Origin of the sequence: Lacisediminihabitans profunda, from assembly GCF_008040105.1 — a bacterium.
GTDB classification, from domain to species: Bacteria; Actinomycetota; Actinomycetes; order Actinomycetales; family Microbacteriaceae; genus Lacisediminihabitans; species Lacisediminihabitans profunda.
On sequence record NZ_VRMG01000009.1, the window covers coordinates 190677 to 215695 of the forward strand.

Below are 25019 nucleotides of genomic sequence, written 5' to 3' on the forward strand. Positions count from 1 at the left end.
ACCCATGAGGGAGCGGGGCGTCGGGTCACGGGACGGGAAGACATGCGCTCGACCGCTGGGACCCAGTCTGGCCGCCGCCCGAGTCGACCGCGTACTGTGGCAGCGTGTCCCGTTGGGCGCGTGCTTTCGTGCTTTCGAAGGAGAAGATCTTGGGTTACGGAATGAGCCTCACCCTCGCGGGGACGTTCGACGACGCCGTGGCGTCGGTGCGCGAGGCGCTCGCGCGGCAGGGCTTCGGCATTGTCAGCGAGATCGACATGCAGCAGACGCTGCGCAACAAGCTCGGCGTGGAGATCGGTCGCAACCTGATCCTCGGCGCCTGCAACCCGAGCCTCGCCCACCTCGCACTCGAGGCGGAGCCATCGATCGGGCTGCTGCTGCCCTGCAACGTTGTCGTCCGCAGCGCCGAGGGGGGAATCGTGGTCGAGATGATCGACCCGCGGATCATGGCGGAACTCGCGGAGAACCCCGAGATGACGCGGGTGGCCGGTGATGTCCGGGAGAAGCTTTCGGCGGCACTCGAGTCCCTGCGCTCGAAGGCATAGCGCCGTGAGTCCGGCGGTGTCCGTGTCCCGGGAGCAGCGTCGGATGGATCGAGGCGCGGGCGGTGCCGCGCCGGTCGATCCGAGCGTCCAGCGCCTCGTCGGATTCACCAACGGTGTCGTGGCGATCGCGATAACCCTTGTCGCCCTGATCGTGACGGTGCTCTTCCCCGCCACCAGCCTCTACCCGCTGGTGCTGATCGTGCTCGCGCGCCCGATCAAGTGGCTCGCGCTGAGGGGGGCTCCGTGACGACGGCGCTACTCGTCATCGACATCCAGAACGACTACTTTCCGGGCGGCGCATACCCGCTCGTGGGGAGCGAGGCGGCCGCCGAGGTCGGCCACCGCATCCTCGCCGACGCCCGGTCGGCCGGGATGCCCGTCGTGCACTTCCGGCACGTCTCGCGCGAAGCGGATGCGACGTTCTTTCTGCCGGGCACGAGCGGGGCGGAGATCCATCCCCTCCTGGCGCCCGCGCCGGGGGAACGCGTGCTCACCAAGTCGCTGCCCAACGCCTTCGTCGACACCGCCCTGGAGTCACTCCTGCGGGAGGGTGGCATCGACGGCCTGGTGGTCGTGGGGATGATGAGCAGCATGTGCGTGGACGCCACGACGAGGGCGGCGCTCGACCTGGGCCTCGACGTCACGGTCGTGCACGACGCGTGCGCGGCACCCGACCTCGAATTCGAGGGAATCGGCCTGCCGGGCAGCGTGGTGCACGCGGCGTTCATGGCCGCGCTGCGGGACGCGGGGGCCGTGGTCGTCGCATCGACCGAACTCCGGGCGTAGTTTCTCCGGCGCGGTTTCTCGGGCGCGCGCCCTCAGCGCGGTGTCAGGGTTGCGTCGCGGCGGAACACGACCATGCAGGCCACAAGACGCTGCCTCTCCTCACCGTCGGCGGTCAGGGTGCGGCTCTCCACCGTGACGATGCCCCGATCGGGTCGCGACCGGCTCGGCGTGATCTGGGTGATCGCCGCCTCGGCATGGAGCACGTCCCCGGGGCGCGTCGCCGTCGGCCAGGAGAGCTCGGCACCGGCGCCGATCAGCCCGTCGGCGAACGGCAGGCCGCTCGTCACGAGCAGGTTCATCGTGATGGCGGCCGTGTGCCAGCCGCTCGCCGCCAACCCTCCGAAGAACGTGCCGGTGGCCGCCTCGGCGTCGAGGTGGAAGACCTGCGGGTCGAACTGCGCGCCGAAGGCCAGGATCGCCGGCTCACTGACGACGTAGTCGGCCGTGCGATACGAGTCCCCGACGTGGAGATCGTCGAGGTACAGGCCGCGCGCCTCGGTGTCAGCCATGCGCCGCCGCCTCGTCCCGTCCCTCGGCCAACCACTCCAACGCGGCAACGGTGAGGTGGGAGACCCCGCGCTCGACGGTGCCGGCCGTTCGATGTTCGGCGAAGCCGAGTTCCGGGTGGGCGTGCAGGTCTCGATAGAGACTCTCAAGATCGGTAGTCATGGCCAGATGATAACGCCGGGGTGACGCACGAACCTATGGGCGTGGACCGCCTCGGCGAGCGAGCGCCCACACCATCGCCGGTGCGGCGCCCGCCCGCCCGCCCGACTCGCGCTTCTCCGGAGGTTTCGGCCACGGCATCCGAAATTCGCCCCGACACGCCGCCCGGCCCGCATCACGGCGCGAAAGCTCCGGAGATACGCGGGGTGCTGGCGAGTGAGACGCCGGCAAATGCAGGGCCGACCGGCGGGCCGACCGGCAGGCCCGACCGGCAGGGCCGACCATCAGGGGCCGGGACCGCATGACACCGCTCCGGGCAAGGCCGAGTACCGTATACCTGTACCCGAGAAGGAGCGAAAAATGGCGACCCGCATCTACAACGACATCACCGAGATCTTCGGCAACACGCCCCTCGTGCGACTCAACCGAGTGGCCGACGGCCTCGGCGCGACTGTGCTCGCCAAGCTCGAGTTCTACAACCCCTCCGCGAGTGTGAAGGACCGTCTCGGGGTGGCCATCGTCGACGCCGCCGAGGCCTCCGGTGCCCTCGCGCCCGGCGGAACGATAGTGGAGAGCACGAGCGGCAACACCGGCATCGCCCTCGCGATGATCGGGGCCGCCCGCGGCTACCGGGTCATCCTCACGATGCCCGAGACGATGAGCCGGGAGCGCCGGATGCTGCTGCGCGCGTACGGCGCGGAGCTCGTTCTCACCCCGGGGGCCGGTGGCATGAGCGCCGCGGTCGTCGCGGCGCGGGACATCGTCGCCAACACGCCGGGGGCCGTCTTCGCCGACCAGTTCGCCAATCCGGCCAACCCGGCCATCCATCACGCCACCACGGGGCCCGAGATCTGGCGGGACACCGAGGGCGCGGTCGACATCTTCGTCGCCGGCATCGGAACGGGCGGAACCCTCACCGGCGCCGGCGAGTTCCTCAAGGAGCAGAAGGCCGACCTGCAGGTGATCGGCGTCGAACCGCGGGAATCGGCCATCCTCAACGGCGGGGCACCTGGGCCGCACAAGATCCAGGGCATCGGGGCCAACTTCGTGCCCGAGATTCTCGACCGCGACGTCTACGACGAGATCATCGACGTGAACATCGCCCAGTCGGTGGCGATGGCTCGTCGTCTCGCGGCGGAGGAGGGCATCCTGGCCGGCATTTCGTCCGGAGCGACCGTGCAGGCGGCGCTCGAGGTTGCCGCTCGCCCCGCGAACGCGGGCAAGACCATCGTGGTGATCGTGGCGAGCTTCGGTGAGAGGTACCTCTCCACCGTGCTCTACGAAGACCTCGCGGACTGACCGGGTGGCCTTCTCTCGACTGCGGGAGGACATCGCCGCGGCTCGAGCGCACGATCCGGCGGCGGATTCGAACGCCGAGGTGTTCCTCGCCTATTCCGGCCTGCACGCCATCTGGGGCCACCGCGTCGCGAACTGGCTCTGGCGACGGCGGCTCCGCCTGGCGGCGCGGGTCTACTCGCAGCTGGTGCGCTTCGCCACGGGGGTGGAGATCCACCCGGGCGCGACCCTGGGGCGCCGGCTGTTCATCGACCACGGAATGGGCGTGGTGATCGGCGAGACCGCGGTGGTCGGCGACGACGTGGTGATCTACCACGGCGTCACGCTCGGCGGCACGAGTTCCCGACGCGAGATCCGTCACCCCCGCATCGGCGACGGCGTCGTCATCGGTGCCGGTGCGAGCGTGCTCGGCGCGATCAGCATCGGCGATCGTTCGATCGTGGGGGCCAACGCCGTCGTCGTCCGGGATGCCCCCGCCGACTCGGTGATCACCGGCATTCCCGCCCGCGCGCGGCCCAGGGTCGCCACCTCGCCGGCCGGTCCGCTGCACCCGGACACCTATACCGACCCCGCGATCTACATCTAGAGCCGCGCCTAGAGCTCGTCGACCGGGTTCGGCAGGGTGTCGCCTCCCGGTGTGCGGGAGGCGGTGCGCACCGCCCCGATGCTCGCCGCGATCACCAGCGCGATCGCGACGACGCCGACCACCGTGAGCGTCTGCCCGAGAAGCAGGAGGCCGGCGATCGTCGCCATCGCCGGCGACAGGCTCATGAGGATGGCGAAGGTCGCCGACGGCAGCCGACGAAGTGCCACCAGCTCGAGGGCGTATGGGATGGTGGAGGAGAGCATGGCCACGGCCGCGCCGAGCAGCAGGATGTCCGGCCGGAACATGGCCGGACCCGCCGAGGCGATGCCGAGCGGCAGGGCCAGAATCGCTCCGATGGTCATCGCGATCGCGAGCCCGTCGAGTCGCGGGAACCGCCCGCCGGTGCGCGCGGAGAGCAGGATGTAGCCGGCCCACACGGCGGCGGCGGTGAACGCGAAGACGAGCCCGAGCGGGTCGAGCGATCCGAAGCTGCCCTGCCCGAGCAGGGCCACCCCCGCGAAGGCCAGCACCGCCCAGAGCCAGCTCACCGCGCGGCGACTCATCACCACCGAGAGCACGAGCGGACCGAGCACCTCGATCGTGACCGTCGCGCCGAGCGGGATGCGGGCGATCGCCTCGTAGAAGAGGGCATTCATGCTGGCGAGGGCCACGCCGAAGGCGATCGCCGTGAGCCAGTCGTTGCGGCCGTGGCCGCGAAACCGCGGACGGGCGACGGCCAGCAGCACGATCGCGGAGAAGCCGAGCCGCAGGGCCACCATGCCGAGCGCTCCGGTGGTGGGGAAGAGCAGCACGGCGAGGGAGGCGCCCACGTCCTGGCAGACGAGGCCGATCACCACGAGTCCGACGGCGCCGATCGGGCGCGCGGCCGGTCGACTCGTGGATGCGGGGGTCACACTGCAACGTTAGGGGCGAAATCGATTCGGGCCGACACTCGGGACGACGCTCGGAACGTGTTACCGTCGCGGGATGGCCCGCATCGCTGCTGTAGCCCCGGCGCTCCCGGCTCACCTGTACACGCAGGCGGAGATCACCGACACGATCGTGCCGATGGTCACCTCCGACCCGGGCAAGCAGGCGGTGATGCGTCGGCTGCACGGCGCGAGCAGGGTCGACACCCGCCATCTCGTGATGCCGATCGAGCGCTACCTCGATCCGACCACCTTCACCCAGTCGAACGGTATGTTCATCGAGGTCGCCGCCGACCTGACCGAGCGCGCGCTTCGGGACGCCCTCGACCTCGCCGGGCTCGCGCCGGCCGACATCGACTACGTCATGTTCACCTCGGTCACCGGCATCTCGGCGCCGTCCATCGACGCGCTGCTCGTGGCCAGGCTGGGCCTGCGCACCGACGTGAAACGGGTGCCCATGTACGGCCTCGGATGCGTGGCCGGTGCCGCGGGAATCGCCCGCGTCAACGACTACCTGGTCGGGCATCCGAACGACGTCGGCGTCCTGCTCGCCGTCGAGCTCTGCTCGCTCACCTTCCAGCGCGACGACGACTCGATGGCCAACCTCGTGGCGACCGGGTTGTTCGGCGACGGCGCGGCTGCCGTGGTGATGGTGGGCGACGAACGGGCGAAGCGGATGCCCGTGACCGGCCCGGACGTGATCGACGCGAGGAGCCAGCTCTACCCGGACACCGAATCCGTGATCGGCTTCAACGCCAGCGAGACGGGCTTCCGCATCATCCTGACCGCGCAGGTGTCCGAGGTGATCGAGGCGAACTTCGGCCGGGACGTCGCCGGGTTCCTCGGCGACAACGACCTGACGGTGGCCGACATCGACAGCTGGATCGCCCACCCGGGCGGGCCCCGGGTGCTCGAGCAGTTCCAGTCGTCGCTGGGGCTCGCGGATGGCGCGTTCGACAACAGCTGGAGCTCGCTCTCCCGGGTGGGCAACCTCTCGTCGGCGTCGGTGCTGCACATCCTCTCGGAGGAGCTCGCCGCCGGGACGCAGATCGCGGGCGACGACACCGTCGTGTTCGCGCTCGGCCCAGGGGTGAGCGCCGAACTCGTGCTGCTGAGGTGGCCGTCATGATCTGGTTCCTCGTGCTGATTCTCGCCACCGGCGCCGAGCGCATCGCCGAGGTGGTGATCTCGAACCGCAACGCTGCGTGGGCGTTCGCGCGCGGCGGCCGGGAGTACGGCCAGCGTCACTACCCGTACATGGTCGTGCTGCACACCGGCTTCCTGCTCGCCTGTCTTGCCGAGGTGTTCCTCGGCCACCGGCCGTTCATTCTCTGGCTCGGCTGGCCGATGCTCGCGATCGCACTCGCCTGTCAGGGCCTGCGGTACTGGTGCATCGGCACGCTCGGCCGGCAGTGGAACTCGCGCATCGTGGTGGTTCCGGGCCTCGGCCGGGTCACCCGCGGCCCGTACCGGTTCCTCAGTCACCCCAACTACGTGGTCGTGATCGCGGAGGGCATCGCGCTGCCGCTCGTGCACACGGCCTGGATCACGGCCGCCGCGTTCACGGTGCTCAACGCGATCCTGCTGTTCGGGTTCCGCATCCCGACCGAGGAGCGCGCACTCGCCGCCCTCGAGAAGATCAGCGTGACGCCTCCGTCATGACCGAGGACTTCGACGTCACAGTGGTCGGTGCCGGTCCGGTCGGACTGGCGGCGGCGATCGAGGCGCGGATGCTGGGGCTCACGGTGGCGGTGATCGAACCGCGTGCCCCCGCGATCGACAAGGCCTGCGGCGAGGGACTCATGCCGGGGGCGCTGCCGGCGCTCGCGCGGCTCGGGGTCGACCCGGCCGGCCATCCGCTCAGCGGGGTGAGCTATCGCAGCGGCACGACCCGGGTCGACCATCTCTTCGGCGGCGCCGGGGGCAGGGGCGTGCGGCGGACGATTCTGCACTCCGCCCTGTCGGCGCGGGCGGCGGAGCTCGGCGTCCTCGTCGTGTCCGGCCGGGTGGATTCCCTCGAGCAGGACGACACCGGCGTCACGGCCGGCGGAATCCGGTCCCGCTATCTGCTCGGGGCGGATGGACTGCACTCCACGGTGCGGAGGCTCACCCGGCTGGAGCGGCCGGTCGCCCAGAAGACTCGCCGGTTCGGACTGCGGCGGCACTATTCGATGGCCCCGGAGGGCGACCTCATCGAGGTCTATTGGACCAAGACCGTGGAGGCGTACGTCACCCCGGTGGGCGACGACCTGGTCGGCATCGCGATGCTCGGCCCGCAGGGTACCAACTTCGAGCGGGCGCTCGCCGAGATCCCCGAACTCGCGGCGCGGGTGGCCGGTCGGCGCCCGGCGAGCGACCTGCGCGGCGCTGGCCCGTTCCGCCAGCGCACCACCGCGCGCTCCCTCGGCCGGGTGATGCTGGTCGGCGACGCGTCCGGCTATGTCGACGCGATCACGGGGGAGGGCATCCGGGTGGGCCTGGCCCAGGCCCGGGCGGCGATCGACTGCGTGGATGCGGATGACCCGGGCCGGTATGAGAGGGAGTGGTCGAGGCGCACGCGTGACTTCCGGCTTCTCACCGCGGGGCTCGTCGCTGCGGCCAACTCCCCGCTGCGGGCCGGGATCGTTCCGACGGCCGCAGCCCTGCCCGGGCTCTTCGGGGCCGTGGTGGACCGGCTCGCCCGCTGACGGTTCGGTCGGCCATGGTCGGGACAAGCCCGAGAAGGGGTCAGTCCACCTCGACCACGTGGATCACGACCCCCGTCGCTGCGATGCGTTCCAGCTCCTCCGGGTCCGCGCTTGAATCGGTGATGAGCTCGTGGATCTGGTCGAGTCCGGCCACCTTCGCCAGCGTGATGCGTCCCACCTTCGACCCGTCGGCCACCACGAGCACGCGCTCGGCATGCGTGACCATGGCGAGGTTGGTCTTCGCCTCGGTCTCGTCGTGGGTGGTCGCGCCGACCAGGGCGCTGATGCCGTCGGTGCCGAGGATCGCCGTGCCGACATTGATTGCGTTGAAGGTGTTCTCGGCGAGCGAGCCCACAAGCTCGAAGGAGTTGGAGCGGATGAGCCCACCGGTCATGAGCACCTTGAGGTTGGGGCGCGAGGCGAACTCCATGGCCGTGGTGAGCGAGTTGGTCACGATGGTGAGCTCGGACCGGTTGGCGAGAGCCTTGGCGACCTCCGCCGTGGTGGATCCCCCGCTCAGCGCGATCGCGTAGCGTCCGGTCGGGATGAGCTGGGCGGCCTTGAGGGCGATCAGTTGCTTGGCGCGCCGAAACTGGGAGTCCTTGAGCCGCACCGGCAGCTCGGACTGGCTGCCGATGGCCCGGGCGCCGCCATGGGTGCGGGCGAGCAGTCCCTGCGCTTCGAGGTCGGCGAGGTCGCGGCGGATGGTGGCGGCCGAGGCGCCGAGCGCCTCGGAGAGCGCGGAGAGCGACACCGTGTCGTCGCGGCCCAGCAGTTCGAGGATCGAGACCATGCGCTGCGACCGCTTGGACGAGGCGGCTCGCGGAACGAGGAAACCCGGTGCTGCGAGACTCATCCGTTGTCCTTCATCGGCTGTTCTACATCGGCTGATTTGCGTCAATCGCTCAGGAATTCTGACCACTTCGACGAAAAAGAGATCGAAAACTTGCGCGGTTTGATCATACAAGTCGATGATCGCTCTATGACAACGGTTACCTTCATTGGCGCGGGAAGCGTCGTTTTCACCCGCCAACTGGTTGCCGATCTGCTCGGATTCGCCGAACTCGCCGACGCGACGCTCGTGCTGCACGACGTGGATGCTGCGCGGCTCGCGGTGGCGGAGGGCACCGCCCGCCAGGTCAATGAGAGGCTCGGTGCCCGCGCCACGATCTCCTCCACCCTCGACCGCCGGGCTGCCCTCGAGGGCGCGGACTTCGTGATCAACACCATCCAGGTGGGCGGCATCGACGCCACCCGCAAGGACCTCGAGATCCCGGCTCGCTACGGCCTCAACCAGACCATCGGTGACACCACCGGAATCGGCGGCGTGTTCCGGGGCCTGCGCACCTTCCCCGTGCTGAGCGAGCTCACCGCGGACATCCGCCGCTACTGCCCGGACGCCTGGCTGCTCAACTACACCAACCCGATGGCGATGAACATCTGGTGGGCCTCCGTGGCGGCCCCCGAGGTGAAGGCCGTCGGTCTCTGCCACAGCGTCTACTGGACCGTGCACGACCTCGGCGAGTTGATCGGGGTGCCGATCGAGGAGACCCGCTATCGCGCGGCCGGAGTGAACCACCAGGCCTGGCTCCTCGAGTGGACGCGCGACGGTGAGGACCTGTATCCGCTGCTGCGCGAGAAGATCCTGAGCGATGATGGCCTGTCGCGCCGCGTTCGGGTGGAGATCTTCCGTCGGCTGGGCTTCTACCCGACCGAGACGAGCGAGCACTCGTCCGAGTACCTGCCCTGGTTCCTGCGTTCGGCCGAGCAGATTGAGCGCTATCGCCTGCGGCCGCTCGAGTACATCGGCATCAGCGAGGAGAACGTGGCCGAGTTCGAGCAGGCCAAGCGGTCCCTCGCCGACGGCACCCCCCTCGTGCTCGAGCAGAACGCGGTTGAATATGCCCCGCAGGTGATCCACTCGATGGTCACCGGCACGCCGAGGGTCATCCACGCGAACGTGGTCAATGACGGCCTGATCGACAACCTCCCACAGGGCGCCGTGGTGGAGGTGCCGACCACGGTGGATGCCTCGGGCCTCGCGCCGCACGCGATCGGGGCGTTGCCCGTGCAGTGCGCCGCCCTCAACCGCCCGTACCTCTCGGTGGCGGAGCTCACGATCGAGGCCGCACGCACCGGCGATCCCCGGCTGATCCGGCAGGCCGTGCTCATGGACCCGAACGCCAACTCCAGCCTCACCCCCGAGCAGATCTGGGAACTCTGCAACGACCTCGTCACGGCCCACGGCGCTCTGCTGCCCGAGCCCCTGCGGGAGCTCATCCCCGCGGACGCGCTGTGACGCTCGCACCCACCGCCACTCTCATGGCCGCTGCGGTCGCGCGCCGCGGTGCGGTGCCGAGCTTCAACGTGATCTCGCTCGAGCACGCGGAGGCCATCGTCGCCGGAGCCGACCTGGCCGGCGTGGGGGTGTTGCTGCAGCTGAGCGAGAACGCGGTGCGCTACCACGGCGGGCTGCGACCGATGGTGGCGGCCTGCCGGGAGCTCGCGGCCTGTGCGCGGTCACCCATCGGCATCCACCTCGACCACTTCGAGTCGGCGGCACTCATCGACGAGGCGATCTCGCTCGGGCCACGGTCCGGCTCGGGCTTCGGCCTCGGATCCCTCATGGTGGACGCGTCGACCGAGCCGTATGAGCAGAATGTCGCCCTCACGGCATCCGCGGTCGCTCGCGGTCACGCCGCCGGTTACTGGATCGAGGCCGAGCTGGGCGAGGTGGGAGGCAAGGACGGCGCACACGCGCCGGGGGCGCGCACCGACCCGCTCGAGGCGAGCCGGTTCGTCTCGGCCACGGGCGTCGATGGTCTCGCCGTGGCGGTCGGGAGTTCGCACGCGATGACGGAGCAGACCGCATCGCTCGATCTCGACCTCATCGCGAGGCTCGCCGACGCCGTATCGGTGCCGCTCGTGCTGCACGGCTCGTCCGGTGTGCCGGATGCGGTGCTGCGGGGGGCGATCGCCGCTGGCATCCGCAAGGTGAATGTGGGCACCGGACTCAATGTCGCGTTCACCGCCGAGGTGCGCGCCGTGCTCGCCGCCCAGCCGAACCTGACCGACCCGCGACGCTACCTCGCCCCGGCCCGTGATCGGGTGAGCGAGCTGGTTGCCCACCTGTGCGAGGTCATCGCCGGCCAGTGATGGCGGCGCCGCGCCGGAGGGCTGCGAGCTCGATGATTGCGTGCCCGGCGCCCACCGGAGGCTGGCGAGGGTGCTCCGAGGGGGGAATGCACGCGCGCTGCCGCTACGCGAGCCGGGAGGCATAGAGGTCTCGAAGGGCGGCGCTCTTGGAGGGCATCGGCCGTGGCGTCTGCTCGGGGTCGACGCTCGCGGGCGGGATGAGCCAGTAGCCGGCTTCGTCGTGCGCGATCTCCCACCCGTTGTTGTGCACGAGCATGTGGTGATGTCGGCACAGCAGCACCCCGCGTTCGAGATCGGTCTGGCCGTGGTCGCGATGCCAGTGGTCGATGTGGTGCGCTTCGCACCAGCTTGGTGGTCGGTCGCAGCCGTGGAAGCGGCATCCGCCATCGCGAGCGGCAAGCGCGACTCGTTGTCGGGCGGTGTAGAGCCGCTGTTCGCGGCCGACGTCGAGGGCGTTGCCGGCGGAGTCGAAGGAGATGGCTACCGCGCCGTGCGCGCACGCGAGTCGTTCGACCGTGGCGAGGGAGACCGGGGAGGCGATGCCTTCGAGGTGACCTGCTCCGACGCCGGTTTCGAGCGCCCGGGCGGTGACGAGCACTCGCACCGAGGGCGAACGGGATCCGACGATTCGGCGGCCGGCGGGGGTGTCGCCGTCACAGGCGAGGCGCAACAGGTCGGTGAAGGTGTCGTGCACGTACTGGTCGACCGTCCGGCCGTCGCCCCGGGCGCCACCGGAGGCGGCATCCGCCCAGGCGCGGTCCTCGGCGCCGAGGAAGCTGACGTTGCCTCGGCGGGGAGCGGTGACGCGGTCGTAGAGGTCGTCCCAGAAGGCGGCGGCCTCGAGGTCGGGATCGACGATGTATCGGCTGAGCCCGTTTGCTCGCCGAACCCGGCGGATCGAGCGCTCGTCGCGCAGTTGTTGTTCGCGTCGGGCCACTCCATCGCCATCGAGGTCGTCGCGCAGTCGGCGCGCGCGCGTGAGCAGCTCGTCGGCATGCAGCGCGGGCGCCTCGGCGAGGAGCGCCTGCACCGCGACGGTCAGCAACTCGCTGGTGACCAGCGCAGATGGGACCCCGAGACCGGTGCGGATGGCGCCTGCGGCATCCACCGAGAGGGAACCGGATACCACCGCACTCCCGACAGCCAGGAGCCAGGGATCGGGCAGGTCATCGATCTGCACATCGGAACAGAGCACGGAATTGGCCTCGTGCACCAGGGTGCCGACCGCGACGAGTGTCGAGGCGTCCCGAGTGGTTGAGCCGGCGGTGTGTTGCAGGAGACTCTCGGCGGTGCGGAAGCCCAGGCGCTGCGCGAGTCCGTCGTACCCGAGTTCCCGGCGCGAGCGATGTGCGATCTCGCCGGCGATGACGGACGCCGAGGCGTCGAGCGCACGGCGCGCCTCGGCGAGGATGCGCTGAGCGTCAAGCAGGCGATCGTCGTCTACAGCGCGGACCGCGGTTGCAGCTGTCGGAAGCGCACACGCGGCCGACCGAATCGCGGTGAGCGATTCGGTGAACGTGTCTTCGAGAACTGCCATACAGACAGTTTCCCAGTGTCGAACATAAATGTGAATAGATCTCGAAAACTGGTGGACAACCGGCGAATCCGGGGGTCTGTGGAGGAGAGGACAGCGCCTGTGCAGAGGAAGAGGAAGGTGGAGAAGGTGCCGAGCCGATCCCGAATCAGCGACCGCCCGGCACGCCCGGGTCGATCGCGAACTGCCCGGGCAGCAGCGAGTAGGTGCGCGCATGGGCCAGCCGCGCCTGCGAGGTCATGTAGCCGACCACCAGCCGCGGCGCGGTCACCGTGGTGGTCTCGGTCAGCACGGTCTGCCCATCCACGAGACCGGCCACTGTGGTCGTGAGGAGGGAGCATCCCGGCGCTGCGCGCACGGTGCCGACCATCGAGGTCTCCGAGCTGCGGAGCATTCGGGCCGGGAAGCGGATCGAGTAGCGGAACGGGCCGAGCCGAGGGCGCTCGACGACGCGCCAGTCCGACCAGGCACCGTCGTCGTCCGATCCTGTCGCGACCACCTCGGCGGACACCACGTAGGGATGCAGGCCGCGGTGCCGCGTGAGATCCATCAGGAAGTCGATAACGGCCGGCGGGTCGGCCGAAATGGTCGTTGTTGTCAACTCGAATGTCTGCGCTGCCACGAGCTCATTATGGAGCTGATCCCGGGCTCATCCCGCCAGAAGCGCCTCGAAGGGCGCGAGCGCGACGATGCCCTCGACCTGCCGCGCGAGGTTCGCGTCCAGGGTGACGAACGCATCCGCCTGAAGCTGGGCCACCGCAAGGTATTCGGCGTCGCCGATGTCGTCCCAGTCGAGCTGGCCGGCGACGCGCCACGCGACCCCGCGCGAGACCCGATCGCCGAGCAGGCGGATGCCCATGGTCGTGATGCCGTCGAGGATCGCCTTCGCCTCCCCCTCGGTCAGCTCGCCCCGGCGCACGGCGCGGTAGAGCAGGGAGAGCGCCTGGCTCTGCAGTGACTTCGGCGCCACAAGGTGATGCTCGGCGGGCACGGCTAATCGTTCGCGGGCGAGGCGGATCGCGGTGAGGGCGTCGATCGCGTAGCGCGTCATGACGCCAGTGTGCCCGGCACCGCCGACAGTGTGCCCGGAGGGGCCCACAGTCGCCCGGCACCGCCGACTGCCGATCGCAGCGCCAACCGCCGTCATCGTGGCGCGCCGGCCCGCGCGACCAGGTACGCCCGCACCTCCGGCTCGGTCGTCAGGCTGATCGCCTTCGCATACGCCTCGGCAGCCTCATCCGCTCGCCCCAGCTCCGCCAGCAGGTGCGCCCGCACGGCCCAGAACGGCTGAAAGACCGGCGAACCGAGCGCATCGAGCGACGCGAGCCCGGCGAGGGGACCGTCGATCCGGGCGGTGACCGCGGCGAGTGAGACCGTCGCGCCCAGTGTCGGCGCGACCCGCAGAAGCGCCGCGTGCAGGCTCCGCAGCGTCGGCCAGTCCGTGGCGCCGGTCGCTGCCCGGGCACAGTGCGCGGACTGGATGGCGGCCTCGAGCTGGAAGCGTCCGATGCGGCCGTAGGCATGCGCCCGGTTGAGCAGCGCCTCGCCGCGGGCGATGAGGGCGTGGTCCCACAGGGTGGTGTCCTGCTCGTCGAGCGGCACCAGCATCCCGCGGCTGAGGCGCGCCGGGGCGCGGGCGATCGAGAGCGAGAGCAGCGCGGCGAGCCCGAGGGTTTCCGGGTCGGGCAGGAGGGTTGCCAGAAGCGAGGCGAGCGAGAGTGCCTCGAGCGCGAGGGAGTCGCGCACCGTCGTGTCGGAGACCAGTTGCCACTCGATCGCATACGCGCCGTAGACCGCCTCCAGCACCGCGGGCAGTCTGGTCGGCATGTCGTCTCGCGCGGGGACCACGAAGGGGATTCTCGCATCCCGGATCCGCCGCTTCGCCCGCACCAGCCGCTGCGCCATCGTGGCTGTCGGCATCGCGTAGGCGGCGGCGATCGCGGAGGCTTCGAACCCCAGCACCACCTGCAGCATGAGCGGGCTGCGCACCGCGGCGTCGATGGCCGGATGCGCGCAGACGAACATCAGCTCGAGACGCTTGTCCGGGATGCGGTCCGGGTCGTCGACCACGGTCTCGACCGGCTCCGGCACGGGTCGACGTCGCTTCAGCTCATCGAGCCAGCGGTTCTTCGCCACCGTCACGAGCCAGCCCTCCGGGTTGTCGGGGATGCCGGCCGCTGGCCAGGTGCGCAGGGCACGCTCGAAGGCGTCGGCGAGGGCATCCTCGGCGGCAGGGATGTCGCCGGTGCGGGCGGCGAGTACGGCGAGCAGTCGTCCGTAGGACGACCGTGCCACCTCCTCCGCCCGCGCCGCGGCGGTCACGCCGCCTGGTTCCACTGTCCCCCCGCGAAGTAGACGGCCGTCGGGCGCACCTCGATGGTTCCCCACTGCGCGGCCGGGCACTTCTCGGCCCAGGCGAGGGCGGCATCCAGGTCGGGCACATCGATCAGGAACACTCCGCCAAGCTGTTCCTTCGTGTCGGCGAACGGACCGTCCTGCACCTCCAGGCTGCCGTTGCGCAGCGTCACCGTGGTGGATGCCGCGACCGGTTGCAGCACGTCGGCGCCGAGCAGTACGCCCGCCGCGTCGAGCGACTTGGCGTAGCGGTCGAAGGCGGCCCGGGCCTCGGCGATCGCCTCGGCGGGCGCCTCGGCCCCGCCGGCCTCGGAGTAGTTGAGGAGGAGTGAGTAGCGCATCATGGATCCTTTCTCGTGAGTGTTGCTGTCATAGAGGTGACGACGCGGGGAGGCGTCAATCGACAGCGCCCCGCACTACTCGCAGCCGCAGCCAGGAGGCGAGGGCCTCGATCTCGGCGTCGACCGCCGCCCGGGTCGCGCGATCGAACGGCTCGTCCTCGTGCACCCGGTGCACGACGAACGTGCCGGAGTCGCGGTCGGACCGCGCATCCACCTTGCCGATCAACCGGTCGCCGTGCAGGATCGGAAGCGCGAACTGGCCCCAGATGCGGCTCTCGGCCGGCTTGTACATCTCGAGCGCGTAGTCGAAATCGAACAGCCTGACCACGCGCTGCTGATCGGTCATCAGCCGATCGAAGGGGGAGAGCAGGGCGGTGCGTCCCTCGAACCGCCGGTCGAGCTGGGCCGGATCCACCCGCCACTTGCCTGGCACACCCTCGATGATGGCGGGCTCGCCGACCGAGGCGACACCGTGCAGCTCGGTCGGGGAGACGGCGATGCTGTCGCGCATGATGCCGCAGGCGGCGAGCAGCCGTTCGCTGCGGATGCGCCGAGCCTCGTCGGCCGGCACCTCCGGCGCCTCGGGGAACACCCGCTCGGCGAGGTCCCAGATGCGCAAGCGTCCGACGCGGCCCACGACCGCGAGCCTGCCGGTCATGTGCAGGCACTCGAGCATCTGGGTGACGTTGCGATTGTTGGTCCAGCCGGTCGACGGCCAGGGGGCCACGGCCTCGTCCGGGAGGTCTCGCGACGTCTTCGGTCCCTCGTCGGCGATGCGGTCGAGGATGCTCCGGGCGAAGTCCTCGTTCGCCTCGATCCAGCCGCGGGTGCCGCTGCGATCCGCCCAGGTGCGCATGCCGGCGAGGAAGAGTCCGAGGTCGGACATCGGCCGCAGCATCCAGCCGCGCTCGAAGAGCAGCCCCTGGCTGAGCGCGCGCTCGGTGTCGACCGCTCGGTAGGACGACCCGAGGCGGGACCAGCAGACGTGGTCGGCGGCGGGCGCGACGGTGGTGGTGAGCTCCACCCGCAGCATGGCGAGATCGTGCACCATCCCCAGCAGGTCGTCGGGCCGCTCGGCGGAGAGCAAGGCGGCCCGCACCGCGATCTGCCTGGCCTGCTGCCGAGTCACCCTGTGCGCCGTCACGCCACCACCGTATTCCCTGCGTCGCCGGAGCCGAAGGAAAAGCACGTCGCCGCGTGCGGAGTGGGCGGGGCAGGGCCCGGAGCGTTCGCCGCTCTCAGAACCCAAGCACGCGCAGGGCGTTGCCGCGGTAGATCGCCTCGAGCTGCGCATCCGAGAGGTGCAGCGCCGAGACCGTCCAGCGGCCCTGCGGCGGGATCGGCGACTCCGGCGCGTATTCGAAGGCCTCGTCTCGGGACTCGAGAAAACGGAAGTGCAGCTCGTACTGCTCGCTCGTGATGGGGTAGATGTCGGTGCCGAAGAGCACGCGGTCGGGGAAGCGCTCGATCAGCTCGCGGAACCGCCGGGGCTGGCGGCCGAGCTCGGCCATCCGCCCGGCGATGTCGATGCTGAAGTGAGGCGCCGCGGCCAGCAGTCGTTCGACCCGGTCGAGATCCTCGGCGGCGCAGCCGGCATGGGCACCGATGTAGCGCGTGCCCGGAGTGGCGACGACGAGGGTCGCGAGGGCGTCGAGAAGGCGCTCGAACGTCGGATGCCGGTCGGTGTCGCCGAACCACCAGTCCTGCTGCTGCAGCAGCTCGTCGAGTCTTTCGTTGTTCTCGTCCGCCGGCTCGAAGAACGCCCTCGGGTCGGCCACGTGGATGAGCACCGGCAGCCCGAGCTCCCCCGCGTGGGCCAGCACGCGCACCACGCGGTCGTCATCCGGCAGCACGAGGGCACCGGAGGCGTCGCGCACGGTGAGACCCAGGTTCTTCCACACCTTGAGGCCCTTCGCGCCGCGTGCCGCGCTGTCGTCGAGGGAGTCGCGGAGCATCCGCTCGCCGTCCGGTTGGACGAGCAGCGCCCAGTCGAGCTGGCAGAAGGTGAGGAAGCGGCCGGGATGTGCGCGGTCGTAGCGGTCGAGGTTGGCCTCGAGCTCGTCGCCCCACATTCCGTCGAGGCTCACGATCGTCTCCACGTTGCGCGCGTCCATGAGCGCGAGCAGAGCGGCGACGTCTCCGCTCATCCATTCGCCGTCGCTGAGCCAGCGACCGAGGTGATTGTGGATGTCGATGGCGGGGAACCGCGCGCGGGGCACCTCCGTCACCCGCCTGGTCAGCTGCGACCGCGGCGTCCACTCGGTGAGACGGAGGTCGGCGAGGGCTGCCCAGTCGGGAGAATCCATTTTCCGACCCTGTCATAGCCCGATCGTGCCCGCACCTTCACGCCGTCAAACGCTCAGAGAAACTGATCGGTTCAGCCCGTTTTCTTGTCATATGAACAGTCCGGCACCCACGATGGGGGAACCGAGGCGCGCGGCGCCACAGCGTAGGCAGAGGACCAGTGCACCAGATGAGCATCACGTCGGCAGAGATCGCCAGCCAACCCACCGTGTGGGCGCAGGCGCTTCTCGAACAGGACCGCTCGGCCTTCGGGCTGGCCGGAGAGCGAGTGCTCTTCCTGGGCTGCGGAACCTCGGCCTTCGTCGCCGAGTCGCTCGCGGTGCTTCGGGAGCGGGCCGGGCTCGGCGAGACGGATGCCGCCTACGCCTCGGAGTGGACCCCCGGCCGCCGCTACGACCGGGTGGTCGCCATCACCCGCTCCGGCAGCACGAGCGAGGTGCTCGCCGCGCTCGCCCTCGTCGACGCCGGCACCCCGACCGCGGCCATCACCGCGGTCACCCACGAGGCGGTGCACGCGCTCGTGGACAGCACCCTCGTGCTCGGCTTCGCCGACGAGGAATCCGTCGTCCAGACGCGATTCCCCTCTGCACTGCTCATTCTCGCGCGTCAGGCCTACGGCTACGACGTGACCGGGGTGTCGGAGGCCGCGGCCGCCGCGATCGCCGAGCCGCTCGGCATCGAGGTGGCCGACTTCGACCACTTCGTCTACCTCGGATCAGGCTGGACCTACGGGCTCGCCCAGGAGGCCGCGCTCAAGGTACGCGAGGCCGCGCAGGCCTGGTCGGAGTCCTACCCCCTTCTCGACTACCGTCACGGACCGATCGCGGTTGCCCACCCCGGATCGCTGGTCTGGATCTTCGGGGCCGTCGAACCCGACCTCATCGCGGACATCGAGGCGACCGGCGCCACGGTGCGGTCGGATGCCTCCGACCCGCTCGTGCAGCTTGTGCAGGCCCAGCGGCTCGCGGTGGCGCTCGCCGAGAGCCGCGGCCTCGACCCGGACAAGCCGCGCCACCTCACCAGGTCGGTCATCCTGCCCTGATCCTTTTCCCCCGTTCGGCACCACCACTCCAGAGGAGCACGTCGATGGTCAGCAGAATCTTCAGTTCGAACAGCGGGGTTCGCCGCTGGATTGCCGGCTCCGCGGCGCTGCTCGTGGGCGTCGCTCTCCTGTCGGGATGCTCCGGCCAGTCCGGGGGGTCGGCCACGCTCGACAAGAAGGCCAAGGTCAGCCTCACGGTGTGGACCGGCCAGGAAGAGGGCGCGGAGAAGCTCCTCGAGAAGCTCGCCGCCAAGTTCGAGAAGCTGCACCCGAACGTCTCGCTGAACCTGTCACCCGGCGCCTCCTCCACCGAGGATCTGTTGCAGAAGCTCTCCGCGAGCTTCGCGGGGGGCAACTACCCGGACATGTCGTACTCCTTCGGTTCGTGGACGAGCCAGCTCGAGTCATCCGACCGCACCCTCGACATCACCAAGCAGGTCGCCGATCCGAGCGTGAAGTGGTCGGAATTCTCGAAGGCGGCGCAGGAGACGGCCCGGCCCACCGGCAAGAAGACGATCGGGTTCCCGGCGATCGTTGACAACCTCGCCCTGCTCTACAACAAGACGGTCTTCGACAACGCGGGGGTCGCCTACCCCACCAACGACTGGACCTGGGATGACTTCCGGGCCGCCGCGAAGAAGCTCACCGACAAGTCCAAGCACATCTACGGCTACGCGTATTCGGTCTCCGGAAGCGAGGAGACCACCTGGCAGCTCTGGCCGCACCTCTGGCAGAACGGCGGCGCCATCCTCTCCAAGGACGGCACGAAGTCCGCCTTCAACAGCGAGGCCGGCGTCAAGTCGGTGAACTTCCTGCGGGACATGGCGATCACCGACAAGAGCGTCTACCTCGACCAGACCGACACCAAGTTCGGCCAGCTGTTCGCGAGCGACGACATCGGCATGATCACCTCGGGTCCGTGGCAGCTCTACGACCTCGGCGTCGCGAAGACGAGGTACGGGGTCACCTACCTGCCGGGCACGAACGGCAACCACGCCACCGTGTCCGGGCCGGATGTCTGGGCCCTCTTCGACCACAAGGACGCGAACCGGGCCTACTGGACGTACGAGTGGGCCAAGTACCTCACCGACCCCGCGCAGGACCTGCAGTGGAACGTGGCGATCGGCAACCTCCCGCTGCGGTCGAGCGAGGCGGACAGCCCCGAGTTCGCGGCGCAGGTGAAGGCCAACCCCGGGCTCGACGTGATGGCGGCCAACTCGGCGAACGCCACGACGGCCCGCCCGACCGTGGCCGGGTACGTCGGACTCTCCGCCGCGATCGGCGACGCGGTGAGCCAGGTGCTGCAGGGCCAGGGCACCGCAGACGCGGCGCTCACGACCGCCGCCGCCAAGGCAGACAAAGCCCTGAAGGCCAAGTAGTGACCGCCGTCGTCGATCGGGTCTCGACCGGGCCCGGCCCGACCGTGCCCCGGCCGGAGGCGCGTGACTCGAAGAAGCGACGGCGCCTGCTCGAGAGCCTGGAGGGCTGGGGCTTCGTGGCTCCCGCGCTGGTCATCGTGCTCGGGCTCTCGATCTTTCCGGCGATCTGGGCCTTCTTCCTCTCCCTGGAGAAGTGGAACGGGTTCAGCGAACCGGTCAACGTCGGGTTCGCGAACTACCAACAGATGGTGGGAGACACCGAGCTGCAGGATGCCCTCGGGCACACCATCCTCTACGTGGTGCTCTTCGTGCCCACCTCGGTGGGACTCGGCCTGTTCCTCGCCGTGGCGCTCAACCGCAACATCCGGTTCATCGGGATCTACCGCACGGCGATCTTCATCCCCTTCGTCGCCTCGGCGGCGGTCACCGGCATCCTCACCACCTACCTGTTCAATCCCCAGTTCGGACTCTTCAACAACATCCTGCGTGTGCTCGGCCTGCCCCAGCAGGGCTGGCTCGAAGACCCGGCCCAGGCGATGGTCGTGATCACGATCATGTCGCTCTGGGGGCAGGCCGCCTTCACCACCGTGATCTACCTCGCCGCCCTGCAGGACATGCCGGGCGAGCTCATGGAGGCCGCCCGCATCGACGGCGCCAACAAGTGGCAGGTGTTCTGGCAGGTGGTGTGGCCGCAACTCACGCCGGTGACGGTCTTCGCCACCATCTGGCAGGTGATCGGCGCCATCCAGCTGTTCGACCTCGTCTACACGACCACGAGGGGCGGACCGCTCAATGCGACGCAGACGATCGTCTACTACCTCTGGCAGACGGCCTTCCAGAAGCTCGACTTCGGCTTCGGATCGGCGATCGCCTACGGACTCTTCGCGCTGACCCTCCTGATCACGATCGGCGTGGTCATCTACTCGCGACGCACCAAGATCGAGGCCTTCTGATGACCGCCATCGCCGAAGCACCAGCCCGGCTGCCCGTCCGCAAGCGTCGCCCGCTGCCCTTCAGCGGCTGGCACTTCTTCCTGCTGCCGGTGGGCGTGCTCTTCGCGATCCCGTTCGTGCAGATGTTCCTCACCTCGGTGACCCCCGCGTCGGAGATCAACAAGTTCCCGCCCCGCTTCATCCCCTCGGCCATCAGTCTCGACGGCTACGCGTCGCTGTTCGGCACGTCGGACATCCTGCTCTGGCTCGGCAACACGCTCATCGTCTCGAGCTCGGCGATCGCCTCCCACCTCGTGCTGTGCTCTCTGGCCGGCTACGGATTCGCCCGGCTGAAGTTCCGCGGGCGGCACTTCGGCTTCTTCGCGGTGCTGGCCACGATCATGATCCCCACCCAGCTGCTCATGATCCCCACCTACATCCTGTTCTCTCGGGTGGGCCTCATCGACAGCCTCGGGGCGGCGATCGTGCCCTGGCTCGCCTCGGCGTTCGGCATCTTCCTGATGCGGCAGTTCTTCCTCTCGCTGCCCGCCGAGCTCGAGGAGGCCGCGATGATCGACGGCTGCACGCGGCTGCAGGTGTTCTTCCGCGTGATCCTTCCGCTCGCGAAGCCGGCGCTCGCCACGCTCGCCATCTTCACCCTGCTCGGCTCATGGAACGACCTGGTCTGGCCGCTCATCGCGATCAACAACGACCACGCCTTCACGCTGCAGCTCGGCCTCGCCAACTTCCAGGGCACGCGGCGAACGCAGTGGTCGCTGCTCATGGCGGGTAACGTCGTTGCCACGCTTCCGCTCATCCTGTTCTTCGTGTTCGCCCAGAAGCAATTCATCGCCACGATGACCTTCTCCGGACTCAAGGGATGAGCGCGATCGAAGAGAACGGTAACCCCATGCGAGTGCTCGTCGCCGGCGACGCCAACGTCGACCTCGTGCTGCGCGGCGACGTCGTGCCGCGATTCGGCCAGGCCGAGCAGTTGCTCGACTCGGTGGACCTCACCCTCGGCAGCTCGGCCGGGATCGTCGCTCACGGTCTCGCGAGGCTCGGCGTCCCCACCCGACTCGCCGCCCGAGTCGGCGACGACGAGTTCGGCCGGCTCACCCTCGGCTGGCTCGCGGGCGCCGGGGTCGACACCTCGACGGTCGCCGTCGATCCGATCCTGCCGACGGGACTCTCGGTGATCCTCTCGGCTCCGGCCGACCGCTCGATCCTCACCCTGCTCGGCTCGATCCCCACGCTCACCGGCGACGACGTGCTCGTCGCGAGCGCCGGCTGCTCGCACGTGCACTTCGCGTCCTACTTTCTGCTCGCCGGGCTCGCGGCCGAACTGCCGGAGGTGCTCGCGGAGCTTCGGGCGCGCGGCATCACGACGAGCCTCGACACCAACTGGGACCCCGCCGAGCAGTGGGCGGGCCTCGGCTCGGTGCTCCCACTCGTCGACTTCCTCCTGCCGAACCTCGAGGAGCTGCGCGCAATCGCGCTCTCCCTCGGTGGGCGGGCCGGCGATTCCGATGAGGAGTGCGCCCGCTTCCTCGCCGCGCTGGGCCCGATAGTCGTGGTGAAGGCAGGACGAAACGGCGGATGGTCGGTGGGCCACGGCGGCGCCGTCGTGTCCGCCGCCGGGCTGGTGCTCGATGCGGTGGACACCACGGGAGCCGGCGACAGCTTCGACGCGGGCTATCTCGCGGCCGTGGCATCCGGCGTGCCGCACGAGGCAGACCGGCTGCGCTGGGCGACGGTCGCCGGGTCGCTCTCGACCAGGGCGGCAGGCGGTTCCACCGCACAGCCCGACCGCTCCGAACTGCTGTCCCACCTGGCGTGATCACCCTTCTCGCGCTCGGCCCGTCGGTGGACGTCACCTACCTCGTCGACGAGTTCTTCGAGGGTGGCACCTTCCGCCCGACCGGCGTCTATCGGGCCGCGGGCGGCAAGGCCGTCAACGCCGCCCGGGCCGCCGTCACCATGGGGGCCGATGTCGCGGTGGTGGCTCCACTCGGCGGTGCCTCCGGCCAATTCGCGCTCGACGACGCCGTCGCGGCGGGCATCCCGCTGATGCCGGTGTGGGCGACCGCCGACACTCGAACCTGCATCTCCATCTCCTCGGCCGCGAGTGGGCTGCTCACCGAGCTCTACGAGCAGCCGTCCGCGATCACCGGGGACGAGCTGGCGCGACTGCACGAGGTCACGGACACTTTGCTCGTCGAGCGCCCGGGGTGGTTCGCGATCTCGGGCGGGGTCCCGGCATCCGTCCCCGTCGGCGGTCTCGCCGCCCTCATCGACCTCGCCCACTCGCGGGGCATCCGCGTGGCCGTCGACAGTCACGGCCCGGCGCTCGCGGCCGCCCTGTCGACCAGGCCGGAGTTGCTCAAGATCAACCGGGCCGAGGCGGCCGAGGCCCTGGGAATCGAGCCGCAAGCCGACCTGTTCGACAGCGCCTTCGGAATGGCGGAGCGCCTTCGTGGAATCACCGGCGGCACCGTCGTGATCACGGATGGCGTGGCCGGGTCGTACGCGGTCGACGAGCGGGGACGCCACCGAGCCGAGTGGTCGGGCGACTTCGGGCGGTATCCGGTGGGCAGCGGCGACAGCTACCTCGGCGGGTTGCTCGCGTCCCTGGACGCGGGCGGAACCCTCGCGGACGCGCTCAGACTCGCGGCGGGCTGTGCCACCGCGAACGCCCTCGTGCCGGGCGCCGGGCGATTCGCCAAGGTCGACGCCCTGGCGATCGCCGACGAGGTCGTCGTCTCCTAGCCTGCCGCCGAGACCAGCCGGTCGTACAGCTCGTTGAGGCGCGGGTCGACCACCTGGTGCAGCGGATGCTCGTCGTGCCAGTCGATGATCTCTCGCGCACCGAGCGCGAACGGGGTCGTCGCGACGTAGCCGGGAACGAGCGACTTGAGCTTGCTGTTGTCGAAGATCACGGAGTGGCTCCGATCGCCGAGGTGGCCCCCGGACTGGTCGGGATCCGCTGCCGCGAGCGCGTCCGATGTCACGTGCACGATCTTCGCTTCGACTCCGGCCGCGGTGGCCATGGCCTCGGCGATCTGCGTCCAGGTGAGCACCTCGTCCGAGGTGATGTGCACGCTCTCGCCGATCGCCTGCTGGTTGCCGAGCAGGCCGACGAAGCCCTTGGCGAAGTCGCGGCTGTGGGTGAGCACCCAGAGCGAGGTGCCGTCCCCGTGCAGCACGATGGGCACGCCGCGGCGCAGCCGGTCGATCGCGGTCCAGCCGCCGGCGAGAGGGATGCTCGCCGCATCGTAGGTATGCGACGGTCGCACGATCGTGGTGGGGAATCCGGTGTCGCGATAGGCCGCGACGAGCAGGTCCTCGCAGGCGATCTTGTCGCGGGAGTACTGCCAGAACGGATTACGCAGGGGCGTCGACTCGGTGATCGGCAGGCGGGCCGGGGGCTTCTGGTACGCCGAGGCCGAGGAGATGAAGACATACTGGCCGATCCGGCCGGAGAAGAGGTCGATGTCCTGCTGTACGTGAGCGGTGCCGAAGGCGACGAAATCGACGACGATGTCGAACTCGAGGCGGCCCAGCGCGTCCCGAACCGAGTCGGCATCCCGCACATCGGCCTGCAGGGCCCGCGCGCCGGCCGGCACGGTGTGCAGCGAACTCAGACCGCGATTGAGGAGAGTGACGTCGAGGCCCTGGCGCACCGCGAGTTCGCTGGCCTCCGAGCTGATGGTTCCGGTACCGCCGATGAACAGGACTCTGGGAGCAGACATCCTTACACCGTTGCCGCTGCGATGAGTTTCGTCAAGTCGTCGCGGATGCGTTCGAGGTCTGCCACCGGCATCCCGAGCCGTTCCACGATCTGGCCGGGCACCTTTTCCGCCTCGCTGCGCAGCGCCGCCCCGGCCGGGGTCAGCTGCACGGCGAGGGCGCGCTCATCGCTCGTGCTGCGGGCGCGGGTGACGAGCCCGGCTGCCTCGAGCCGCTTGAGCAGGGGCGAGAGGGTTGCCGGCTCGAGAAGCAGCGTCGCGCCGATGTCGGTGACCGTGCGCGGGCTCCGTTCCCAGAGCGCGAGCATCACGAGGTACTGCGGATGCGTGAGGCCGAGGGGCTGCAGCACCGGGCGGTAGAGGGCGATCACACTCCGGGACGCGGCGGCGAGGGCGAAACAGACCTGGCGGTCGAGGGCGAGGACATCGGGGCTGGCCATGCATTGAGCATAGTTGAGTAATGCAGAGTACACTTATGATTAGTGTACTAAGGAGTTCGGACAATGGCGAAAAGGCTTCCCTGGTGGGACCGGTTGAATGGCGCGCTCGTGCCCTACATCGGGCCGCCGCCGCTCGGACCGTACAACGAGGCCCCGTTGCCGGCAACCGGCCCCAAGCCGTGCCCGATGTGCGGCCGCCCGATGGCCGAGCACGACATCGAACGGCGCGAGGGTCGGCCCACCCAGATCCACTGCCCGACCGCGGCCTGAGTCCACGCCGGACCTTGCGGGC

Annotated in this window: 30 protein-coding genes; 17 read left to right on the top strand and 13 right to left on the bottom strand. The window is 69.7% G+C overall.

Annotation, left to right across the window (positions count from 1 at the left end):
• The first annotated feature begins 149 nt into the window (after positions 1-149).
• Genes FVP33_RS14260 through FVP33_RS14270 form a run of 3 tightly spaced genes read left to right on the top strand, consistent with a single transcriptional unit; the run spans position 150 to position 1331 of the window.
• Positions 150-545, top strand: a complete 396-nt coding sequence (locus FVP33_RS14260; protein WP_187270729.1) for a DUF302 domain-containing protein — start codon at positions 150-152, stop codon at positions 543-545.
• Between the two features lie 43 nt (positions 546-588).
• On the top strand, positions 589-792 hold the full coding sequence (locus tag FVP33_RS14265) for a hypothetical protein (protein ID WP_147784353.1): 204 nt from the start codon (positions 589-591) through the stop codon (positions 790-792).
• On the top strand, positions 789-1331 hold the full coding sequence (locus tag FVP33_RS14270; RefSeq protein WP_147784354.1) for a cysteine hydrolase family protein: 543 nt from the start codon (positions 789-791) through the stop codon (positions 1329-1331). The genes FVP33_RS14265 and FVP33_RS14270 overlap by 4 nt, the downstream gene beginning before the upstream one ends.
• A 32-nt stretch (positions 1332-1363) precedes the next feature.
• Here FVP33_RS14270 and FVP33_RS14275 read toward each other — a convergent pair whose 3' ends face one another.
• A complete protein-coding gene (locus FVP33_RS14275) occupies positions 1364-1840 on the bottom strand; it encodes a MaoC/PaaZ C-terminal domain-containing protein (protein WP_147784355.1) in 477 nt (158 codons plus the stop codon).
• Positions 1833-2000 (bottom strand): hypothetical protein, encoded by a 168-nt coding sequence (locus FVP33_RS19565; protein WP_187270748.1) that lies wholly within the window; start codon positions 1998-2000, stop codon positions 1833-1835. The genes FVP33_RS14275 and FVP33_RS19565 overlap by 8 nt, the downstream gene beginning before the upstream one ends.
• A 357-nt stretch (positions 2001-2357) precedes the next feature.
• Between FVP33_RS19565 and cysK the strand changes: the two genes are divergently transcribed.
• Together cysK and epsC are read left to right on the top strand one after the other, a co-directional pair.
• Positions 2358-3296 carry a cysteine synthase A gene (gene cysK / locus FVP33_RS14285; protein WP_147784356.1) on the top strand — a complete coding sequence of 313 codons (939 nt, stop codon included), beginning with the start codon at positions 2358-2360 and terminating at the stop codon, positions 3294-3296.
• A 4-nt stretch (positions 3297-3300) separates the two neighbouring features.
• Positions 3301-3879: a serine O-acetyltransferase EpsC gene (gene epsC, locus FVP33_RS14290; RefSeq protein WP_147784357.1), complete on the top strand. Its 579-nt coding sequence runs from the start codon at positions 3301-3303 to the stop codon at positions 3877-3879.
• Positions 3880-3887: 8 nt separating this feature from the next.
• Here the strand turns inward: epsC and FVP33_RS14295 are convergent, their stop codons facing one another.
• Complete coding sequence (locus tag FVP33_RS14295; RefSeq protein WP_246142348.1) at positions 3888-4793, bottom strand: EamA family transporter; 906 nt, start codon at positions 4791-4793, stop codon at positions 3888-3890.
• Positions 4794-4866: 73 nt separating this feature from the next.
• Between FVP33_RS14295 and FVP33_RS14300 the strand changes: the two genes are divergently transcribed.
• Genes FVP33_RS14300 through FVP33_RS14310 form a run of 3 tightly spaced genes read left to right on the top strand, consistent with a single transcriptional unit; the run spans position 4867 to position 7495 of the window.
• A complete protein-coding gene (locus FVP33_RS14300) occupies positions 4867-5937 on the top strand; it encodes a type III polyketide synthase (protein WP_147784358.1) in 1071 nt (356 codons plus the stop codon).
• Positions 5934-6470, top strand: coding sequence for an isoprenylcysteine carboxyl methyltransferase family protein (locus tag FVP33_RS14305; protein WP_147784359.1), 537 nt, complete (start codon positions 5934-5936; stop codon positions 6468-6470). The genes FVP33_RS14300 and FVP33_RS14305 overlap by 4 nt, the downstream gene beginning before the upstream one ends.
• Positions 6467-7495 carry an NAD(P)/FAD-dependent oxidoreductase gene (locus FVP33_RS14310; RefSeq protein WP_147784360.1) on the top strand — a complete coding sequence of 343 codons (1029 nt, stop codon included), beginning with the start codon at positions 6467-6469 and terminating at the stop codon, positions 7493-7495. The genes FVP33_RS14305 and FVP33_RS14310 overlap by 4 nt, the downstream gene beginning before the upstream one ends.
• 40 nt (positions 7496-7535) lie before the next feature.
• Here FVP33_RS14310 and FVP33_RS14315 read toward each other — a convergent pair whose 3' ends face one another.
• Positions 7536-8351 (bottom strand): DeoR/GlpR family DNA-binding transcription regulator, encoded by an 816-nt coding sequence (locus FVP33_RS14315; protein ID WP_147784361.1) that lies wholly within the window; start codon positions 8349-8351, stop codon positions 7536-7538.
• A 126-nt stretch (positions 8352-8477) separates the two neighbouring features.
• Here FVP33_RS14315 and melA point away from each other — a divergent pair, with 126 nt between their 5' ends.
• Positions 8478-9794, top strand: a complete 1317-nt coding sequence (gene melA / locus FVP33_RS14320) for an alpha-glucosidase/alpha-galactosidase (RefSeq protein ID WP_147784362.1) — start codon at positions 8478-8480, stop codon at positions 9792-9794.
• Complete coding sequence (locus FVP33_RS14325) at positions 9791-10651, top strand: class II fructose-bisphosphate aldolase (protein ID WP_147784363.1); 861 nt, start codon at positions 9791-9793, stop codon at positions 10649-10651. The genes melA and FVP33_RS14325 overlap by 4 nt, the downstream gene beginning before the upstream one ends.
• A 103-nt stretch (positions 10652-10754) precedes the next feature.
• Here the strand turns inward: FVP33_RS14325 and FVP33_RS14330 are convergent, their stop codons facing one another.
• The 7 genes from FVP33_RS14330 to FVP33_RS14360 all read right to left on the bottom strand — a co-directional run bounded on the left by FVP33_RS14330 (position 10755) and on the right by FVP33_RS14360 (position 17187).
• Positions 10755-12188 carry an HNH endonuclease signature motif containing protein gene (locus FVP33_RS14330; protein WP_187270730.1) on the bottom strand — a complete coding sequence of 478 codons (1434 nt, stop codon included), beginning with the start codon at positions 12186-12188 and terminating at the stop codon, positions 10755-10757.
• Between the two features lie 145 nt (positions 12189-12333).
• Positions 12334-12807, bottom strand: coding sequence for a hypothetical protein (locus FVP33_RS14335; protein WP_147784365.1), 474 nt, complete (start codon positions 12805-12807; stop codon positions 12334-12336).
• A 27-nt stretch (positions 12808-12834) separates the two neighbouring features.
• Positions 12835-13236 (bottom strand): type II toxin-antitoxin system VapC family toxin, encoded by a 402-nt coding sequence (locus tag FVP33_RS19570; RefSeq protein ID WP_187270731.1) that lies wholly within the window; start codon positions 13234-13236, stop codon positions 12835-12837.
• Between the two features lie 92 nt (positions 13237-13328).
• Positions 13329-14507, bottom strand: coding sequence for an RNA polymerase sigma factor (locus FVP33_RS14345; RefSeq protein ID WP_246142349.1), 1179 nt, complete (start codon positions 14505-14507; stop codon positions 13329-13331).
• Positions 14504-14881, bottom strand: coding sequence for a YciI family protein (locus FVP33_RS14350; protein WP_147784541.1), 378 nt, complete (start codon positions 14879-14881; stop codon positions 14504-14506). The genes FVP33_RS14345 and FVP33_RS14350 overlap by 4 nt, the downstream gene beginning before the upstream one ends.
• 55 nt (positions 14882-14936) lie before the next feature.
• Positions 14937-16025: a DNA glycosylase AlkZ-like family protein gene (locus FVP33_RS14355; protein WP_147784367.1), complete on the bottom strand. Its 1089-nt coding sequence runs from the start codon at positions 16023-16025 to the stop codon at positions 14937-14939.
• Between the two features lie 94 nt (positions 16026-16119).
• The gene (locus FVP33_RS14360) at positions 16120-17187 is read right to left on the bottom strand and encodes an amidohydrolase family protein (protein ID WP_147784368.1); all 1068 of its coding nucleotides are present in this window, start codon (positions 17185-17187) and stop codon (positions 16120-16122) included.
• Positions 17188-17354: 167 nt separating this feature from the next.
• Between FVP33_RS14360 and FVP33_RS14365 the strand changes: the two genes are divergently transcribed.
• From FVP33_RS14365 to FVP33_RS14390, 6 genes are read left to right on the top strand one after another with little or no spacing between them, the layout of a single operon-like run.
• Positions 17355-18227: an SIS domain-containing protein gene (locus FVP33_RS14365; protein WP_147784369.1), complete on the top strand. Its 873-nt coding sequence runs from the start codon at positions 17355-17357 to the stop codon at positions 18225-18227.
• 44 nt (positions 18228-18271) lie between these two features.
• Entirely contained in the window at positions 18272-19606 is a 1335-nt protein-coding gene (locus FVP33_RS14370) for an extracellular solute-binding protein (RefSeq protein WP_147784370.1), read from the top strand.
• Positions 19606-20559, top strand: a complete 954-nt coding sequence (locus FVP33_RS14375) for a carbohydrate ABC transporter permease (RefSeq protein ID WP_147784371.1) — start codon at positions 19606-19608, stop codon at positions 20557-20559. The genes FVP33_RS14370 and FVP33_RS14375 overlap by 1 nt, the downstream gene beginning before the upstream one ends.
• Complete coding sequence (locus FVP33_RS14380; RefSeq protein WP_147784372.1) at positions 20559-21422, top strand: carbohydrate ABC transporter permease; 864 nt, start codon at positions 20559-20561, stop codon at positions 21420-21422. Before FVP33_RS14375 ends, FVP33_RS14380 begins: the two co-directional genes overlap by 1 nt.
• Positions 21419-22378, top strand: coding sequence for a carbohydrate kinase family protein (locus FVP33_RS14385; protein ID WP_147784373.1), 960 nt, complete (start codon positions 21419-21421; stop codon positions 22376-22378). The genes FVP33_RS14380 and FVP33_RS14385 overlap by 4 nt, the downstream gene beginning before the upstream one ends.
• Complete coding sequence (locus FVP33_RS14390) at positions 22375-23307, top strand: 1-phosphofructokinase family hexose kinase (RefSeq protein ID WP_187270732.1); 933 nt, start codon at positions 22375-22377, stop codon at positions 23305-23307. The genes FVP33_RS14385 and FVP33_RS14390 overlap by 4 nt, the downstream gene beginning before the upstream one ends.
• Here the strand turns inward: FVP33_RS14390 and FVP33_RS14395 are convergent.
• Positions 23304-24290 (bottom strand): NAD-dependent epimerase/dehydratase family protein, encoded by a 987-nt coding sequence (locus FVP33_RS14395; protein WP_147784375.1) that lies wholly within the window; start codon positions 24288-24290, stop codon positions 23304-23306. The genes FVP33_RS14390 and FVP33_RS14395 overlap by 4 nt on opposite strands.
• Before the next feature lie 2 nt (positions 24291-24292).
• Positions 24293-24727, bottom strand: coding sequence for a MarR family winged helix-turn-helix transcriptional regulator (locus tag FVP33_RS14400; RefSeq protein WP_147784376.1), 435 nt, complete (start codon positions 24725-24727; stop codon positions 24293-24295).
• 63 nt (positions 24728-24790) lie between these two features.
• Between FVP33_RS14400 and FVP33_RS14405 the strand changes: the two genes are divergently transcribed.
• Entirely contained in the window at positions 24791-24997 is a 207-nt protein-coding gene (locus tag FVP33_RS14405; RefSeq protein WP_147784377.1) for a hypothetical protein, read from the top strand.
• Positions 24998-25019 lie beyond the last annotated feature (22 nt).

Bases quoted from the DNA above. Each gene is read 5' to 3' on its own strand.
- FVP33_RS14265 (WP_147784353.1), top strand. From the start codon at position 589: ATGGATCGAGGCGCGGGCGGTGCCGCGCCGGTCGATCCGAGCGTCCAG.
- FVP33_RS14275 (WP_147784355.1), bottom strand. From the start codon at position 1,840: ATGGCTGACACCGAGGCGCGCGGCCTGTACCTCGACGATCTCCACGTC.
- FVP33_RS19565 (WP_187270748.1), bottom strand. From the start codon at position 2,000: ATGACTACCGATCTTGAGAGTCTCTATCGAGACCTGCACGCCCACCCG.
- cysK (WP_147784356.1), top strand. From the start codon at position 2,358: ATGGCGACCCGCATCTACAACGACATCACCGAGATCTTCGGCAACACG.
- FVP33_RS14300 (WP_147784358.1), top strand. From the start codon at position 4,867: ATGGCCCGCATCGCTGCTGTAGCCCCGGCGCTCCCGGCTCACCTGTAC.
- FVP33_RS14305 (WP_147784359.1), top strand. From the start codon at position 5,934: ATGATCTGGTTCCTCGTGCTGATTCTCGCCACCGGCGCCGAGCGCATC.
- FVP33_RS14310 (WP_147784360.1), top strand. From the start codon at position 6,467: ATGACCGAGGACTTCGACGTCACAGTGGTCGGTGCCGGTCCGGTCGGA.
- FVP33_RS14315 (WP_147784361.1), bottom strand. From the start codon at position 8,351: ATGAGTCTCGCAGCACCGGGTTTCCTCGTTCCGCGAGCCGCCTCGTCC.
- melA (WP_147784362.1), top strand. From the start codon at position 8,478: ATGACAACGGTTACCTTCATTGGCGCGGGAAGCGTCGTTTTCACCCGC.
- FVP33_RS14330 (WP_187270730.1), bottom strand. From the start codon at position 12,188: ATGGCAGTTCTCGAAGACACGTTCACCGAATCGCTCACCGCGATTCGG.
- FVP33_RS19570 (WP_187270731.1), bottom strand. From the start codon at position 13,236: ATGACGCGCTACGCGATCGACGCCCTCACCGCGATCCGCCTCGCCCGC.
- FVP33_RS14350 (WP_147784541.1), bottom strand. From the start codon at position 14,881: ATGCGCTACTCACTCCTCCTCAACTACTCCGAGGCCGGCGGGGCCGAG.
- FVP33_RS14360 (WP_147784368.1), bottom strand. From the start codon at position 17,187: ATGGATTCTCCCGACTGGGCAGCCCTCGCCGACCTCCGTCTCACCGAG.
- FVP33_RS14365 (WP_147784369.1), top strand. From the start codon at position 17,355: ATGAGCATCACGTCGGCAGAGATCGCCAGCCAACCCACCGTGTGGGCG.
- FVP33_RS14370 (WP_147784370.1), top strand. From the start codon at position 18,272: ATGGTCAGCAGAATCTTCAGTTCGAACAGCGGGGTTCGCCGCTGGATT.
- FVP33_RS14380 (WP_147784372.1), top strand. From the start codon at position 20,559: ATGACCGCCATCGCCGAAGCACCAGCCCGGCTGCCCGTCCGCAAGCGT.
- FVP33_RS14385 (WP_147784373.1), top strand. From the start codon at position 21,419: ATGAGCGCGATCGAAGAGAACGGTAACCCCATGCGAGTGCTCGTCGCC.
- FVP33_RS14395 (WP_147784375.1), bottom strand. From the start codon at position 24,290: ATGTCTGCTCCCAGAGTCCTGTTCATCGGCGGTACCGGAACCATCAGC.
- FVP33_RS14400 (WP_147784376.1), bottom strand. From the start codon at position 24,727: ATGGCCAGCCCCGATGTCCTCGCCCTCGACCGCCAGGTCTGTTTCGCC.
- FVP33_RS14405 (WP_147784377.1), top strand. From the start codon at position 24,791: ATGGCGAAAAGGCTTCCCTGGTGGGACCGGTTGAATGGCGCGCTCGTG.